The following is a 14,589-nucleotide window of genomic DNA, read 5'->3' as shown; positions in this document are numbered from 1 at the left end:
GCCGACCTCGCCGGGGCGTCAACCGGCTGGCAGGATCGGGGACACGGGGGCAGGGAGGGAACCGGTGCGGGGCTTCGCGGTCGGCCACGGGTACGCGTGGTTCCAGGGACCGGCGGCATCCGACAGCACCCTGCACCGGCACGCCGCCTTCCAGATCGCCGTCGCCGTCGAGGGCGAGGTCGCCATGGTCGACGCGGACGGCGTCCGCCACCGCGCCGAGGCGCTGCTCGTCCCGCCGATGGTGCGGCACCGCCTGCTCGCGGTGCCGCACCTGCGGACGTTCTTCGTCGACCCGCACTGCGCCTTCGCCGACCGGCTGCGCGACCGCTGCGGTGCCGGCGTCACCGAGGCGTCCGAGCTGCGCGACCTCCGCGAGGCGGACCTGCGACCGGCCGGCGGGCGGCCGTCGAGCCGGCTCGACCCCCGGCTGTCGGCGGCGCTGGACCTGCTGGCGGACCGGAGCCTGCCGATGCCGGACCTCGCCGCCCGGGTCGGACTCTCACCCCAGCGCCTGCGGGCCCTGGCCCGGCTGCAGTTGGGCCTGCCGCTCGCCCGCTGGCGCATCTGGCGGCGGCTGGCCCGCGCGGCCGAGGCCATGCGGGAGGGGCAGTCGCTCGCCGACGCCGCGATCACGGGCGGCTTCGCCGACCAGGCGCACCTCAGCCGGCAGATGCGCGAGATGATCGGCTTCACCCCCTCCGCCGTCCTGCTCGCGCTGCGGCCGTCAGCCCCGCCGGGCGACGAGGACGGAGATCGAACCGTTGACCGTCGAGACCACCTCGGCCTCGCGGACGTCCCGGAAGCCGGCCTCCGAGATCAGCCCGGGCAGGACGCCGTCGGCGTTGGGCCGGGTGTCCTCCTTCCCGTCCGCCAGCTGCACGATCCGGAAGGCGAGGCGCATCAGCGGCGTCCGCTGGAGCCCGAAGTCGGCGATCACCAGCCTCCCGCCGGGCCGCAGCGCCTCGGACATCGACGCGAGGACGGACCGCTTCACCGCGAGGGGGCACTGGTGGAGCACCAGCCCGGAGACGACGGTGTCCGCCGAGCCGGGATCGAGGACGTCCGCCAGCGCGTCACCCATGCCCACCCGCCACTCGACGTCCGCACCGGCGGCCTTCGCCTTGCGCCGGGCCAGCGCCAGCACCTCGCGATCGGGGTCGACGGCGACCACCCTCGCCCGCGGCTCGACCCGCTTGAGCAGCAGGGCCAGTGAGCCGGTGCCGGTGCCCACGTCGACGATCACGTCACCGGGCCGCGGTGCGGCGTGCATGGCCAGCAGCCCGCGCCACAGCCGCTCCCGGGTCAGGGCGATCAGGGGGTCGTAGAAGCGGACCGGGGCGAACCGGCCCGTCGCGGGGGTGAAGGCCCGGCCGGTCACCTCCCCTGTCGCCCGTCCGGTCGTCTGTCCGGTCGTCGGGTCGGCGGCGTGGCCGGCCGAGGGTTCGTCGGTCGTTCGGCGGGTCGTGTGCTCGGTCATGCGAGCAGTCTCGGAGCGGCGACGCCCGCGGTCTTGAACGAACCGCTCACGGTCCGACCGGGCCGGCCGGATCCCGGCGGGGCCGTCGAGGAGGCTGGTGCCGGCGGTGTCGGTGGTACGTGCGAGGCTTTGCCCCGTGGCCGGACGGTGGCCCGGCAGCGGCCGGGCCGACACCGCACGGCGGCACGGAACGGGCAGGACGAGGGGGCGGGATGACGACGGATCTGCTGGTGGACGAGGCCTGGCGCCGAGCGACGCCGCCGGCGCGGCTGCGCGAGCTGGCCGCCGACCCCGCGCTCGCGCGGATCGTGGCGTCCCGGATCGGCCTGCCCGCCGACCTGGCGGAGGAACTCGCCGTGCGGGCCGAGGAAGGCGGTGACGTGCCGCGGTGGACACCCGTCGCCCGCGCGCTGGCCGCGCAGCCGGCCACCGCTCCCGCACGGCTGGCCCGGCTTTCCGCCCACCCCGACGAAGGCGTGCGGCGGGCCGCCGCCGTGCACCGTGCCACGCCCCGGCGGGCGGTGAAGGCGCTCGCCGCCGACCCCGCGGTCGCCGTGCGCCGCGCACTCGCCGCGCGCGAGAAGCTGCCCCGCTCGGTGGCCGCCGTCCTGGTCGCCGATCCGTGCGCGGACGTCCGGCTGACCGTCGCCCGCCGGGTCGGTGCGCGGCCCGAGGAACTCGACGCGCTGGCCGGCGACCCGGACCCGCGCGTGCGCCGCGTCCTGACGGCCCTCGGACGCAGCAGCGCCGCCGACCTCGCCGACCCGGACCCGAGGGTGCGCCGCACGGCCGTCGAACGCCGCGGGCACCGCGACCTGGCACCGGTGCTGGACACCCTCGCGGGCGACCCGGACCCGGCCGTCCGCGCGCTGGTCGCCACCCGGTGGCGCAACCACGACCCCGTCTCGCTCGCCCGGCTCGCCGAGGACCCCGACCCGCGGGTGCGGGCCGCGGCGGCGGACAACTGGTACACCCCGGTCGCGCAGCTGACCGCGCTCGCGGCCGATCCCGACCGCAGGGTGCTGGCGGAGCTCTCCGACAACCGCCTCGCCCCGCCCGCCGCCCTCACCCGCCTCGCCGACACGCTGGCGGGGCTCGCCGACGACGACACCGCCGCGGGCCGGGAGCCCGACCCCGAGGAGCGGGAGGAGCGCCGCCGCCTCGTCCACGCCGTCCTCGGCCACCCGGCGACCCCGCCCGAGACGCTGCGCCGCCTGCACGCGCTGGAGCTGAACCCGTACTTCCACGAGGGGAACGCGATGTCCCAGCCGAACTGGCCGGCCGACCTCCTCATCGGCTTCGCGCTCGACTACAGCGGGCGGAACGTCGAGGGCGAGGCCGAACGGGCGAGCTTCGACCGGATCGAGCGGGCGGTCGGGACGCAACCGCCGGAGCAGGTCCTCGCCGCGATGGTCGGGAGCCCGGTCTACTACCTGAGCCGGGCGGTCGCCAACCGGCACGTCCCGCCCGAGGCGCTGGCGGAGTACGCCCGCGCGGCCGCCCTGTCGCCCGAGGGTCACGACCTGGACGACCTCGCGAGGAACCCGGCCGCCCCGCGCGACCTCCTGCTCGGCTGGGCCGCCGAGAACCGGTACTGCTCGACCATGATGGAGAACCCCGAGCTTCCGGTGCCCGTGCTCGCCGCGATCGCCGGGTGTTCGGACGACGACCACGCCGCCGAGGCCCGCGACCTGCTGGAGGTCCGGACCCTGCGCGCGGCCGCACGAGGGGAGACGGGGAAGCCGTGCTGACCACCTCCGACTGGCGGGCCCGGTTCGACCGCCTGTCCGACGCCGGCGCCTACGCCGAGCGCATCGGCCGGCACACCCAGATCGCCGACTACCTCGACGACCCCGACTACGGCTGGTACGTCCACCACGGCGACCTGGTCGTGCCGGAGGACCTCGACCACGACGTCGCGCTGATCGTCGACGGCGACCTCGTGGTGCACGGGTTCGTGGACGACTACGTCTCCCGCATCGGCCTGCTGGTCGTCCTCGGCGACCTCGTCGTGCGCGACCTCGTCTCCTGGGGCTCGGTGTACGTCGGGGGAGACCTGCGGGCCGAGGGCATGGTCTGCGGCCACTACAACGACTTCGTCTTCGAGGTGGCGGGCGCCGTCCACGGGCGGGCGCTGGTGCTGAGCGACAAGTCCTCCTCCTACGGCACGGGTGAGCTGGAGGTCGAGATCGACTCCTACGACCCGACGAGGGAACAGCTCAGGGCCGCGCGGGAGATCCTCGTCCCGCAGCTGTACGACGGGGGCGCGAAACGGGCCCGGGAGGGCCGGCCGCCCAAACTGGGGCGACCGAGCTACCGGCGGATCTGCCGTCGGCTGCACGCCGGCAAGCCGCTGTTCCGCACCGCGGACTGACGGACGCCGCGCGGCGCCGGCGCGCGGCCGACTGCTGCGGCGACGTCACGGGCGTGTTGCCCCCGATGGCGTTACCCGTGCGGCACTTGATCGCCTCCGGCCCACGTGTGAGTGTGGGTCGGACGCCCGGCGATCGGTCCCCGGGTCGTGACAGTCGAACCGCGCCGCTCCGTGCCGAGCCCGTCGCGGAAACGGAGGAACCGGTGCCGCTGCCCTCGCAGCCCCTTCGCAAGCTGGGGTTCCTGACCATCGGGCTGTTCGACCCCGCCGACCCCGGCCGGGGTCACGAGTCGACGCTCCAGCTCATCGAGCTCGGCGAGCAGCTGGGATTCGACAGCGCCTGGGTGCGCCACCGGCACCTCCAGTACGGGATATCCTCGCCCGTCGCCGTGCTGGCGGCGGCCTCGCAGCGCACCCGGCGCATCCAGTTGGGCACCGCGGTCATCCCGCTGGGGTGGGAGAACCCGCTGCGGCTGGCCGAGGACCTCGCGACCACCGACATCCTGTCCGGCGGCCGGCTCAACCCCGGCATCAGTGTCGGACGGCCCGGCCACTTCGACCAGGTCGCCCCAGCGTTGTACCCGGACACCGCCGAGGCCGAGGAGTTCGGCTACGAGCGGGTACGGCGGCTGCTGGACTTCGTCAAGGGCGAGCCGGCCACCGACTTCAGCGGCGTCGAGGGCATCGAGGTGTTCTCGGACCGGGTCCAGCCGGTCGCGCCCGGCCTGGCGAGCCGCATCTGGTACGGAGGCGGGAGCCTGCGCTCGGCCCGGTGGGCGGGGGAGCAGGGGCTGAGCCTGCTGACCAGCAACGTGGTGCGGGCTGAGGAGGCGGAGGACTTCGCCGAGATCCAGCGTTCGCAGATCGAGGCCTTCCGCGCCCACCACCCCGAGGGCGCGCGCGCCCGGGTCTCCCAGGGACTCGTGGTCATCCCCACCGACGGCGCCTCGGCCGAACAGCGCGCCAAGTACCGGGAGTACGCCCTGAACCGGCTCCCGCGCACCACCTCCCCGCAGGGTCCGGCACGCGTGATGTTCGCGCCGGACCTGGTCGGGACGTCCGAGGAGATCGCCGAACAGCTCTACGCGCACGCCGCGTTCCGGGAGGTCGACGAGGCCGTCTTCGCGCTGCCGTTCACCTTCGGCCACGAGGACTACGTGCAGATCCTCACCGACATCGCGACCCGGCTCGCCCCCCTGCTGGGGTGGAAGCCGACCGTCTGACCCGACGCGGCGGGCGGCGTGGCCGATGCTGCCGGCGTGGCCGACCGCGCTGACCGGTGGGCCTGTTCGCCGCCGCACGGCGTCGGGACCTCCCGGTCCGGTGCGACGCGGGGTGCCGGCCTCGGCGGCAATGACGGTGTCCCCGCGCGCCCCGCACCCGGTCTCGACGCCGGTCTCCACGCCGTCCGACGGCCCCTGGGCGTGGCCGAGTCGGGCGCGCCCGCCCTCGACCGTCCCGGCGTCACGCCGCCCGCCGTCCTCCGATCGACTGTGGCGTGACCGCAGGCGCGCCCCGGGTCGCAACGGCCCGTACCGGACCGGGATTTCCGCCGCGGGGGTGGGCGGCGGCGTCGTGCCGCCCGCGCCGGTGCCGGGGCGCCGCCCCACCTCCCGCCGGTACGCCGCGGGGGACCTGCCGGACCGGCCCGCGGTCGTCGAACGGTCGGCCGGCGGCACCCGTTCCGGCACCCGTCCCGGCGTCCGTTCCGTGACGCGGGATTTCCCTGAAGGATCATCAACTCCCGATCGTCGGATGATAGTTAGTCGCCAGATCGGGATATTCACTCGTGAGCATGAATGCCGAATCGGGCCCTTGTGCCGGTCGGCCGTATGCGTAACGGTTGTGGTCGAAGGAAGCCTCGCCGCGTCGACCGCACGGTGGGGTGCGTGATCCCTCCCGGGGCTGCTCCGTGCACGCGTGCGGCGGATGTCCCGGTGCCAACCCTGCCGGCCTTTTCAGGAATGCGGGAGACAACCGATGCCGTCCGATGTCGCTGCGCCCGCCGAGAACCCCGCCCCGGGGTCCGGTCCCGCCACCGTCGCGCTCGTGGGGGCCGAATTCGGATGGGGCAGTTCGGGGAAGCTCAGCGCCGTGCTCTCCGCGCTGCGGCGCCGTCCGACGACGCCGCTGCGCTTCGTGGGCCTGGCCTCCGGGCTGGGCCGGCCGCTGCTCGCCGAGCACACGGTGGACGGCTGGTACGACCTGCCGGACGATCCGGAGCGGCTGGCCGCGGCGGTCCGGGAGATCGTCCGCTCGCAGGGTGTGCGGGCCGCCGTGGTCGTCCTGGACGGCGCGGCCGCGAAGGCGCTGCTGGCGGCCGGCGTGCCGACGGTGTTCGTCGACAGCCTGCCCTTCCTCTGGTCCGAGGGCGACCGGGACGCCCTGCCGCTGGACACGACGGTGTACTGCGCGCAGCGGAGCGTCGAGCTGCCGTCCGAGTGCCTGGACGTCCTCGCCGGCGCCCGGGCCCTGCGCTGGGTCGAGGCGGTCATCGCCGCGCCGCGCGCCGCGGGGTCCGCGCATGCCGCCGGGGGGCCCGCGGGCGGGCGGAGCACCGGCGGCCCGTACCGCAGGGCGCTGATCAGCCTGGGCGGGCTGCGGGCCCCGCGACTCGGCGATCCGGGCAACTACCCGCGCCTGGTCGTGCCGGCCGTCCTGGAAGCCCTCGCCGCCCACGGCGTCGAGGAGGTGCACATCGCCGGGAACCTGCCCGCCGACCTGGCGGGCCGGCTGGTCGACGCGTCGATCGCCCCGCCGCGGACGACCACCGGCCCGCTCGGCCACGGGGCGTTCCTGGAGCGCCTGGCCGCGAGCGACGTCCTGCTCACCTCGCCGGGCCTGACCACCCTGCTGGAGGCCGGCGGCCTGAACGTCCCCACGATCTGCCTGCCGCCGCAGAACCTCAGCCAGATCTTCAACGGCCGCTACCACAGCCAGGCGCTCGACGCCCGGCTCCGGGTGCCCTGGCCCAAGGACGTGCTCGCCGAGGACGAGGCGCTGGCGCTGCGTTCCGAGGGGGAGGACCACGCCCTGGAGCTGATCTACGGCGCGATCGAGGCGGCGGCCCGGGGCGACGACCACCGAGCCGTCGGGCGCGTCCTGCGGGACGGTGTCCTGGAGGCACTGCGCCGGTCCGCGGAGGTCGAGGACTGGGGCGCGCTCACGACCGCGGTCGGCACCGGAGGCGCGGCCCAGGTGGCCGACGCCCTGCTCGAAGTCCTGGACGCGGCGCACCCGTCCACCTGACCCGGCGGCCGGGTCCGGCCGTCCCCGCCCCTGCTCCGTCCGCCCTCGACCCCGCCCCGCCTCCGTCCCGTGAACCGCCTGGAAGGTCCCGCCCCGTGCGTGCACGTGATCGCTACCTCTTCATCAGGATCCTGGAAGCCTGCAACGCCGACTGCTTCATGTGCGAGTTCGCCCTCTCCCGCGACACGTTCCGGTTCTCCCGGGAGGACTTCGACGACCTGCTGCCCAAGGCCCGGGACGCCGGCGTCGGGTACGTCCGGTTCACCGGCGGGGAGCCGCTGATGCACCCGGACGTGGTGGAGCTGGTGCGCTCGGGGACGGCCGCCGGGATGAGGATGTCCCTGATCACCAACGGCTCGCTGCTGCCCCGGCAGGCCGCCCGGCTGGCCGAGGCCGGCCTGGCCCAGGTGATCGTCAGCCTGGACGGCTCCTCCGGTGCCACCCACGACGTCTACCGGCGGTCCCCCGGCATGTTCGACAGCGGGCTGCAGGGCCTGCGCGACGCCGCCGCGCTCGGCGTCCTGCCCAGGGTCAACACCGTGGTCGGGCCGCACAACTACACCGAGATGCCGCAGCTGCAACAGGTCCTGACCGAGGCGGGGGTGCAGCAGTGGGAGCTGTCCGCCCTCAAGCTCGACCGCACCGTCACCTACCCCGACGCCGACCACGTCCGCACCGTCTGTGATCCGCTCTACGAGGCGGACCCGGACGCCGTGCTGGTCCCGATGGGCAAGCGCTTCTACGGCGACACCCCGGAGGAGCAGGAGCGGTACTTCACCCGGTCCGTCACCCCGCGCGCCGCCGAGCCGCTGTGCCACGTCGCCGACGACGTCATCTACGTCGACGGCAAGTACGGGCGGATGTACGCGTGCAGCTGCATCCCGCACCGGGACGGTGACGACGGGCCCGGCGGCGCACCGCTGCGGGAGCAGGGCGTGATCCGGCTGGACACCCCGGTCTTCCGGTCCCACGCCGACTACTTCCGCGAGCGCGGCCCCGAGGTGTGCAGCGGGTGTTCCACCACGGCCGCCGGCTACAGCGACGACGTGGCCCGGCTCGGGACGGTGGGACCGTGGCACTACTGACCTCCGGTCCGGAGACCGCCCCGCCGGCTGCGGAGACCTCGTCGGTGGAGACCTCGTCGGCTGCGGAGGTCCGGCCGGCCCCGCACGCTCCGGACGGCCGTGCCCCGTGCGGCCCCGGGGTGCTGCTGAGGGCCCGGGAGGGCCAGTTGGACTCGACGCTCGCCCTGCGCCGGGTGGCGGCCCACCTCGGGGACCTCCACCGGGTGGACGGGCCGGACCCCGACCCGCCACCCGTCGTGGCACTGGTCTGCGACGACCTGGCGGCCACCGAACGGCTGCTGGCCCTGGGTGTTCCGGTGGTGCACCTGGCGTCGGGCCATCCGGGGCCGTCCGCCGCCGACGCGCCGCCGGAACGCGCGCTCGGCCGGACCCACCGGCCCGGGTGGCTGCCGCGGTCCGGGCCCGCCGCCGGGGCCACCCGCCCGACCGGGGTCCTCGCGCCGCACCGCACCGGCCGCAGCCGGACGCGCTCGGGCACCCTCCTGCTGCTCTCCCTCTGGGGCGTGCCGGACGCCGACGCGGAGGCCTTCGCCACCGGACCGCTGCCGCGGCTCGCCGACGCCGCGCTGCGGCGCACCGGAAGCTGCACCGTGGTCGCCGACACCGGGCTCGACCTCCTGCGGTCCGCCCTGGAGGGCCGCGCGGAACACCCGGGCCTCCGGGTGGACCGGGCCTCCGAGGTCGACCCGGACGCGCTGCACGCCGGGGCCGCCGTGTTCCTCGCCTCGCCGGTGCTCGGGGTGCTGGCCCTCGCCCAGGCGCGCCGGGCTCCCCTGACCCTGCTGCCACCGCTCGGGCCCGCCCAGCGGGACCTGGCCGCCCGGGTCGCCGCGGTCCTGCCCCTGCCGACGGCGGAGGATCCCGACGACCCCGGCCTGTGGGAGCCGTCCGCGGCGACCGCGGCGGGGCCCTGGCACCTGCTCGATCCGGCCCTGGACGACCTGCGCGGCGCACAGCGCGTCGCCCGCACCGTCCGCCAGCTCGCGCTCGCCCCACCGTGAGCGCCCCCGCGCGGTGAACCCGCCGTCCCCGAGCGCGCCCCGCTGTGAGCTCGCCGCAGCGGTCCGTCCCGTCACCTCGTCAGCCCGCCGGTCCGGCCACGCCGGTACCGCCCCCCCTCACCCACGTCGCCCGCCTCGTGCTGGAGCCGCCATGTCCGACACCCTCCGCGAACCCACGGCTGCCACCCGCCCCGAACTGATCCGCCCCAGGGTCCCCGAGACCGACTGGGACGACTGGCGCTGGCACATGCGCCGGCGCATCACCACCGCCGACAAGGCCCGGCAGTGGATCAACCTCAGCGTCGACGAGGAGAAGGCCATCACCGGGGTGGCGGGCAAGTACCGCTGGAGCGTCACCCCCTACTACGCGTCGCTGATGGACCCGGACGACCCGGCCTGCCCGGTCCGGCTGCAGGCGGTGCCGGCGCTCGGCGAGCTGATGGAGTTCCCCGGGGCCGAGGTCGACCCGGTCGGCGACACCTTCTACCGCAAGACCAACCGGGTGGTGCACAAGTACCCGGACCGGGTGATCATGCTGGTCACCGAGGCGTGCCCGGTCTACTGCCGCCACTGCACGCGCAAGTTCCACACGACCGACGTCGAGGGCACCTACTTCCGCGACGACGAGGGCGGCTCGTACGACGAGGACCTGCGGTACATCGCGGACCACCCGGAGATCCGGGACGTCCTGCTGACCGGCGGCGACCCGTTGTCCTACCAGGACGGCAAGCTGGAGGAGATCATCGCCGGGCTCCGCGCGATCCCCAGCGTGGAGATCATCCGGATCGGCAGCAGGTTCCCGGTGCTGTTGCCGCAGCGGATCACCGAGGGGCTCTGCTCGATGCTCGCCCGGTACCACCCGGTCTGGCTGAACACCCACTTCAACCACCCGAAGGAGATCACCCCGGAGGCCGCGGCGGCCGTGGACCGCCTGCTCCGGCACGGGATCCCGGTCGGGAACCAGACGGTGCTGCTGCGCGGGATCAACGACGACGTCGACACCATGCGCACCCTGATGACCGAGCTGCTGCGGATCAGGGTCCGGCCCTACTACCTCTACCACTGCGACAACGTCACCGGGGTCTCGCACTTCATGACGTCCGTGGAGAAGGGCTGGGAGATCATGGCCGGCCTCCAGGGCCACATCACCGGGTTCGGCGTCCCCCAGTACGTGCTGACGACCAAGATCGGCAAGATCCCCATCGCGCAGCCCTCCTACACCCCCACCCCCGACGGCCTGCTGCTCCGCAACTACCGAGGCCAGGAGATGGTCGTCGACGGTACGGCGCAGCCGATCACGGAGTCAGACACCCCATGAGCTCTCTCGACAAGCGGCTCGGGCAGCGCTTCCTGCCCTACGGAGCGAACTACCTCGACTGGTCCGACATGGCGGAGCTGCAGGAGGTGATCGAGCACCAGGTCCTATTCCGCTACCAGACCGAGACCGAGAGCATGGCCTCCCGGCTGGAGCGCAGCGTCGCCGAGCGGCTGGGCGCGGGCCACGCCCTGGCGGTCCACAACTGCACGGAGGCGCTGCGGCTGGCGCTGATCTCCACCCGGCCCGCCATCGGCGACCTGGTCCACATCCCGGCGGTCACCTTCGTCGCGGTGGCCGGCGCGGTGCTGTCCTGCGGTCTGGTCCCGGTGCTGGTCGACGCCGACGACTCGCTCTCGATGGACCCGACCCTGCTGCCGCCCGACGCGCAGCGGGTGATCACGGCCCACATGGAGGGCACCGTGGCACCCCTGCCGGTGGGTGTGCCGTACCTCGTCGAGGACTGCGCCCAGTCCCTCGGTGCCCGGTTCCCCGACGGCCGGTACGTCGGGACGGCCGGGTACGCGGGGACGTTCAGCTTCCACCACAACAAGGTCCTCACCTCGGGCGAGGGCGGGCTGCTCGTCACGAACGACGAGGACGCGTGGGCGACCATGCGCCGCTACCACGACCACGGCTCGGCCCGGGTGCCGGGGCACTACCCGACGTGGAACCGGGACGCCCACTTCGGCGAGAACTTCGTGACCAGCGAGCAGGTCGCGGCCGTCCAGTGCCAGCAGTTCCGGCACCTCGACGAGCTGCTCGCCGGCCTGGAGCGGATGTACGCCATCGCCATGGCCGAGCTGCCGAACCGGTCCGACCTGGTGGTGCGGCCCCGGGCCGCCGGGGACGTGAAGGTCAGCCTGCGGTTCCGGTGCGAGAGCAGGGAGTTGCGGGACGCCTCGGTGGCGGCGCTCACCGCGGCGGGGATCGCCAACTGGACGCTCGGGAAGTACCTGCTGCCCGACCACCCGGTGCTCACCGGCCGGCGTTCGCTCTACCGCGACGGCTTTCCGTGGAACCACGCGCCCGAGGGCCCGCTCGCGCTCAGCCGCGACGGCTTCGCACGGACCAGGGACCTCCTGGACCGCACCCTGTGCGTGCCGCTCTCCCCGGAACTGTCCGAGGAGGAGCAGGCCCTCGCGGCCAAGGCCGTCCGCCAGGCGCTGGAGGCGGTGTGACCGACGCCGAGGTGCTGCTGATGGTGGACGACCGGCCGTCCTCGTTCACCCGCTACGCGGCCCGGGAACTGGCCGGCCGGCTGGTCCTGCTGAGGTTCGCCGGGACGGCGCCGGACCTGCCCGAGGACTACCTCCTGGAGACCGCGCACCTGCCCGCCTTCTGGGTGCGCGAGGACGTGCCGGCGCAGGAGGAGGCGAAGCGCTACCGGGAGTGGGCGGCCGGGCTGCCGACGGCCCCGAGCCGGTTCTGCAATCCGTCGGAGCCCCGGCAGGCGGTGGCCCAGCGGTTCGCGGAGCTGGCGGGCCTCCCGCACCTGACCGAACAGCAGGTGGTCCTGGTCCGGGACAAGGCCGCCATGAAGGAGCGCTTCCGTGAACTCGGCCTGCGGACGGCGGAGTTCGCGCGGGTCCGGTCGGCCGAGGAGGTCGGGCGGTTCGCCGCCCGGCACGGCTGGCCGGTGGTGCTCAAGCCGGTGGACTCGTTCGCCTGCGTGGACACCCACCGGCTCACCGGGCCGGGCGACCTCGCGGGGATCGACCTCGGCGCGCGGAACTGGATGGTGGAGGAGCACCTCGGCGGCACCGAGTGGGAGGTGTGCGCGCTCATCCTCGACGGCGAGGTCCTGGACGCGTGGCCGAGCGCGATGCCCTGCCGCCCGTTGGACATCGTCGACGGGGCGATGAACGCCAACATCAGCGTCGGCACCGGGGACGGCCCGCCGGTCGACCTGCGGGCGCTGGTCCAGCGCATCGTCACCGGGACGGGCGTCGACCACGGGTACGCGCACATGGAGTTCTTCCTGATCGACGGCGAGGTGTACGCGGGGGAGATCGGCGTGCGGCTCGCGGGTTGCGAGATCCCCGCCAACCACGGCCACGCGTACGGCTTCGACGTGTTCGGGGCCACCCTGGCGGTCTACCTCGGCCGCCGCCCGGACCTGGCCTACCGGGAGCGCCGCTGTGCGGGCGACCTGCTGCTGCCGCTGCCCGGGTCCGGCAGGGTCGGGCGGATCACGTCCCGCGAGGAGATCCTGGGGATGCCGGGGGTCGTCGACGCCGTGCTCAAGGTCGCCGCCGGTGACGCGGTGACGGCCCGTCGGGCGTCGCACAACGCCTCGGGTTACGCCCATGTCGTGGGAGGGTCGGTGGAGGAGGTGGAGGCCCGGATGCGTGAGGTGCTCGACCGGTTCACGATCGAGGTGCTGCCGGAGCGGGAGTCCGACCCCGTCCCGCTCTGATCCCACGCGCGCGAGCAGTGCCACCCGCACCACCCGCAATACCCGCACCACCCGCCTCGCTCGCGTCGTCCGCGGGCAGGGGCCGCACCACCGACCCCGCCGCCCCCGGGCGGCCACGGAACGGAGACCGACCACGTGACCAGCGGCCTGCCCCGTCGCTTCCTCGACCTGCTCACCCGACCCCGGGTGGCCGGCGCGGCCTGGTGGAGCGTCGTCTCCAGGCTGCCGGTCTACCTGATGTCGCTGGCCGTCGTGCTGACGGTCCGTGAGCAGGGCGGCAGCTACGCCCAGGCCGGTCTGGTCGCCGCGCTGTACACCCTCGGGATGGCCCTCGGCAGTCCGCTGATCGCCCGCCGCCTCGACCGGCGCGGGCGGGCGACGGTGCTGACCGCCACGGCTCTCGCGTACCCGGCGGCGCTCGCCGTCCTGGTCTGGGTCACCCGCCCCGGCGGGTGGGCGCAGCCGGTGGTGGCGGTCGTCGCCGGGGTGGTGCTGCCGCCGGCGAACGCCTGCATGCGCTCGCTCTGGGCGCGGCTGCCCCTCCGGGAGGAGGAGCGCGAGACGGCCTACCTCTGGGAGGCCCTGCTCACCGAAGTCCTGGTGATCGGCGCGCCGCTGATGCTGGCGGCGCTGATGCTGGTCGGTTCGGCGGGCCTGGCGCTGACGACGGTCGCGGTGCTCGGCGGCCTGGGCACGCTGGGGCTCGCGCACACCCGGCTGCCCCCCGGCACCGACGGCGCCGAGGCGTCCGCTCCGGACGGCCCGGACGGCCCGGGTGGCGGGAACGATCCGAAGGACCCGGGCGGCCCGAAGGACCGGGGCGGCCTGCTGGGTCCGCTGCGCGAACCGGCCCTGCTCGCGCTGGCGGCCGTCATGGCCGTCTCCGCGGTACCCGTCGGACTGCTGACCCTGGCGATCCCGGCCTTCGTCGCCCGGCACGGGGCCCCCGGCGGTGCGGGCGTGGTGTACGCGTGCTGGGGGATCGGCAGCGCCCTGGGCGCCCTCTGGCTCGGCCGCTCGCAGTCCCGGGTGCCTCCCCAGGTGCGCTTCCCGCGCCTGCTGCTGGCGTACGCCCTCGGGACGGGGCTGACGCTGCTCGCCGGCTCCCAGGTGGGCCTGGCGTTGGCCCTCGCGGTGGGCAGCGCGCCCATCGCCCTGGTGTCCGCCAGTGAGATGACCCTGGTGAGCGCCATCGCCGACGGCCGGTCGTTGGCGGAGGCGTTCACCTGGGCGTCGCTCGCCACCGTCCTGGGCGACGCGCTGGGCCAGCAGGTCGGCGGCCTGCTGATGGACCCGTTCGGGCCGCGGGCGGTCTTCGCGGTGGCGACCTGCACCGCCCTGGCCGCCGCCGGACTGGCCTTCGCCTGCCGGGGGTTGCTGGCCCGTCGGCCGGCCCCGCTGGTGGAGTGTGCGGCGTGACGGCCGGGCCCGCGACCCCCGTGGTCGGCCGCCGGTCCGGCCCCTCCGGCCTGTGCGGCCCGCGCCACCCGTGCGGGGCCCGCGGTCCGCGGAGCCCCCGCCGGCCCCGCAGTCCCGGCCGTCCCCCCGGCCCGCACCGTCCCCCCGGCTCCCTCCGGCCACGCAGGCGCTCCCGCCTCCGCCGGCCCGTCGACCCGTTCACCCGTCGTCGGCTCGTGCCCCGAGCCGCTCCCTTCCCTCCCGCCCTCCC

Annotated in this window: 11 protein-coding genes and 1 pseudogene; 11 read left to right on the top strand and 1 reads right to left on the bottom strand. The window is 75.0% G+C overall.

The annotated features are described in order from the left end of the window. Nucleotides 1-184 precede the first annotated feature (184 nt). A pseudogene (locus tag ABZY91_RS15340) lies at nucleotides 185-694 on the top strand (AraC family transcriptional regulator); the annotation flags it as partial. Between the two features lie 30 nt (nucleotides 695-724). Here ABZY91_RS15340 and ABZY91_RS15335 read toward each other — a convergent pair. Continuing rightward, the gene (locus tag ABZY91_RS15335; RefSeq protein WP_355402652.1) at nucleotides 725-1,477 is read right to left on the bottom strand and encodes a class I SAM-dependent methyltransferase; all 753 of its coding nucleotides are present in this window, start codon (nucleotides 1,475-1,477) and stop codon (nucleotides 725-727) included. A 212-nt stretch (nucleotides 1,478-1,689) separates the two neighbouring features. On the opposite strand from ABZY91_RS15335, the gene ABZY91_RS15330 reads away from it, so the two are divergent. The 10 genes from ABZY91_RS15330 to ABZY91_RS15285 all read left to right on the top strand — a co-directional run bounded on the left by ABZY91_RS15330 (nucleotide 1,690) and on the right by ABZY91_RS15285 (nucleotide 14,339). After that, nucleotides 1,690-3,228 (top strand): hypothetical protein, encoded by a 1,539-nt coding sequence (locus tag ABZY91_RS15330; RefSeq protein WP_355402650.1) that lies wholly within the window; start codon nucleotides 1,690-1,692, stop codon nucleotides 3,226-3,228. Beyond that, a complete protein-coding gene (locus tag ABZY91_RS15325) occupies nucleotides 3,222-3,851 on the top strand; it encodes a hypothetical protein (RefSeq protein WP_355402648.1) in 630 nt (209 codons plus the stop codon). Before ABZY91_RS15330 ends, ABZY91_RS15325 begins: the two co-directional genes overlap by 7 nt. A 203-nt stretch (nucleotides 3,852-4,054) precedes the next feature. Beyond that, nucleotides 4,055-5,074, top strand: coding sequence for an LLM class flavin-dependent oxidoreductase (locus ABZY91_RS15320; RefSeq protein ID WP_355402646.1), 1,020 nt, complete (start codon nucleotides 4,055-4,057; stop codon nucleotides 5,072-5,074). A gap of 757 nt (nucleotides 5,075-5,831) precedes the next feature. Beyond that, the gene (locus ABZY91_RS15315; protein ID WP_355402644.1) at nucleotides 5,832-7,100 is read left to right on the top strand and encodes a hydroxymethylcytosylglucuronate/cytosylglucuronate synthase; all 1,269 of its coding nucleotides are present in this window, start codon (nucleotides 5,832-5,834) and stop codon (nucleotides 7,098-7,100) included. Between the two features lie 95 nt (nucleotides 7,101-7,195). Then, entirely contained in the window at nucleotides 7,196-8,185 is a 990-nt protein-coding gene (gene blsE, locus ABZY91_RS15310) for a cytosylglucuronate decarboxylase (RefSeq protein ID WP_329951345.1), read from the top strand. Beyond that, on the top strand, nucleotides 8,173-9,186 hold the full coding sequence (gene blsF, locus ABZY91_RS15305; RefSeq protein ID WP_355402642.1) for a CGA synthase-related protein: 1,014 nt from the start codon (nucleotides 8,173-8,175) through the stop codon (nucleotides 9,184-9,186). Before blsE ends, blsF begins: the two co-directional genes overlap by 13 nt. Nucleotides 9,187-9,337: 151 nt before the next feature. Beyond that, complete coding sequence (gene blsG, locus ABZY91_RS15300) at nucleotides 9,338-10,504, top strand: arginine 2,3-aminomutase (RefSeq protein WP_329877012.1); 1,167 nt, start codon at nucleotides 9,338-9,340, stop codon at nucleotides 10,502-10,504. Then, nucleotides 10,501-11,682 (top strand): DegT/DnrJ/EryC1/StrS family aminotransferase, encoded by a 1,182-nt coding sequence (locus tag ABZY91_RS15295; protein ID WP_355402640.1) that lies wholly within the window; start codon nucleotides 10,501-10,503, stop codon nucleotides 11,680-11,682. Before blsG ends, ABZY91_RS15295 begins: the two co-directional genes overlap by 4 nt. Beyond that, complete coding sequence (locus ABZY91_RS15290) at nucleotides 11,679-12,920, top strand: ATP-dependent carboxylate-amine ligase (protein ID WP_355402638.1); 1,242 nt, start codon at nucleotides 11,679-11,681, stop codon at nucleotides 12,918-12,920. The genes ABZY91_RS15295 and ABZY91_RS15290 overlap by 4 nt, the downstream gene beginning before the upstream one ends. Before the next feature lie 135 nt (nucleotides 12,921-13,055). Continuing rightward, nucleotides 13,056-14,339, top strand: a complete 1,284-nt coding sequence (locus tag ABZY91_RS15285) for an MFS transporter (protein WP_355402636.1) — start codon at nucleotides 13,056-13,058, stop codon at nucleotides 14,337-14,339. Nucleotides 14,340-14,589 lie beyond the last annotated feature (250 nt).

This window comes from Kitasatospora sp. NPDC002965, from assembly GCF_040611255.1.
In the GTDB taxonomy this organism is placed as follows: domain Bacteria; phylum Actinomycetota; class Actinomycetes; order Streptomycetales; family Streptomycetaceae; genus Kitasatospora.
This window is presented reverse-complemented; position numbering and strand designations above follow the sequence as displayed.

Bases quoted from the DNA above. Each gene is read 5' to 3' on its own strand.
- ABZY91_RS15330 (WP_355402650.1), top strand. From the start codon at position 1,690: ATGACGACGGATCTGCTGGTGGACGAGGCCTGGCGCCGAGCGACGCCG.
- ABZY91_RS15335 (WP_355402652.1), bottom strand. From the start codon at position 1,477: ATGACCGAGCACACGACCCGCCGAACGACCGACGAACCCTCGGCCGGC.
- ABZY91_RS15295 (WP_355402640.1), top strand. From the start codon at position 10,501: ATGAGCTCTCTCGACAAGCGGCTCGGGCAGCGCTTCCTGCCCTACGGA.
- blsG (WP_329877012.1), top strand. From the start codon at position 9,338: ATGTCCGACACCCTCCGCGAACCCACGGCTGCCACCCGCCCCGAACTG.
- ABZY91_RS15315 (WP_355402644.1), top strand. From the start codon at position 5,832: ATGCCGTCCGATGTCGCTGCGCCCGCCGAGAACCCCGCCCCGGGGTCC.